This window comes from Flavobacterium branchiophilum NBRC 15030 = ATCC 35035, assembly GCF_002217205.1.
Classification (GTDB): domain Bacteria; phylum Bacteroidota; class Bacteroidia; order Flavobacteriales; family Flavobacteriaceae; genus Flavobacterium; species Flavobacterium branchiophilum.
Window position 1 is genome coordinate 1 of record NZ_MUGT01000236.1, and the last position, 757, is coordinate 757.

1 protein-coding gene is annotated in these 757 nt (G+C 27.6%); it reads right to left on the minus strand.

Features of this window, described 5'->3' with window-relative positions:
• Window positions 1-737 (minus strand): AAA family ATPase (locus B0A58_RS16125; protein ID WP_317047332.1); only part of this gene is annotated, 737 nt, incomplete at its 3' end.
• Window positions 738-757 lie beyond the last annotated feature (20 nt).

Consider the following 757-nt stretch of genomic DNA (forward strand, 5'->3'; position numbering starts at 1 on the left):
TTTTGCGTAACGTGAGTAAGTTCAAACAAAAAATCAGGAAAAAGACTGTTTTCGGGTTCATCAATCAATAAAAAGCCTGTTTTTACTTCTTTGTTAAAGTATAATGAAAAAATATGCCCCACTCTAAAAATAAAATTTCTAATTCCTGTACTCAATTCACTATAAGGAATATTTTCTTTAGTGCCTTTTAGCCTGATGTAAGCCTTTAGATTATCTGAAAGTTGTATAAGATTACTTGCATTTTCAACATCAAATTCAAGGCCTGCTTTGTCTAATATTTTATTCCAAAGAATAGCAATTTCGTCTAAAATTTTAGGATTAATCTTTTCAAATTCAGCTAATAATTCTCTTTTTGTTTTGGAAAGATTTTCGGGTTTGTTCTCAAAAATTTGTTGTTCTTCATCTCTTTTTTTGATAAGATAAATTAAAAGCGTCCAAAAACTTTGAATGTTTTGATCAGAAACCTCGTGATAATTTGGGAAATTAGTAAACAGTTGAAGTGCTTCGTTTACAGAACTATTAGGTACATCTCCAATATTAATTAAATGATTTTGATGTGATTCTGAAGGGGCGTAAATGTGTAAAAAATCTTTTTTTTTCCAAAAATCATGCACTTTACACATAATGTCATCGTTTGCAACATTTATTTTGTTTTGTGAAATAAATTCTTTAAAACTATCTTCTGTTCCATCTATTTCAGCAAAACATTTTTCAATTTCAGAATTATATAAAAAAATGAAATCGAGTTATTTACATA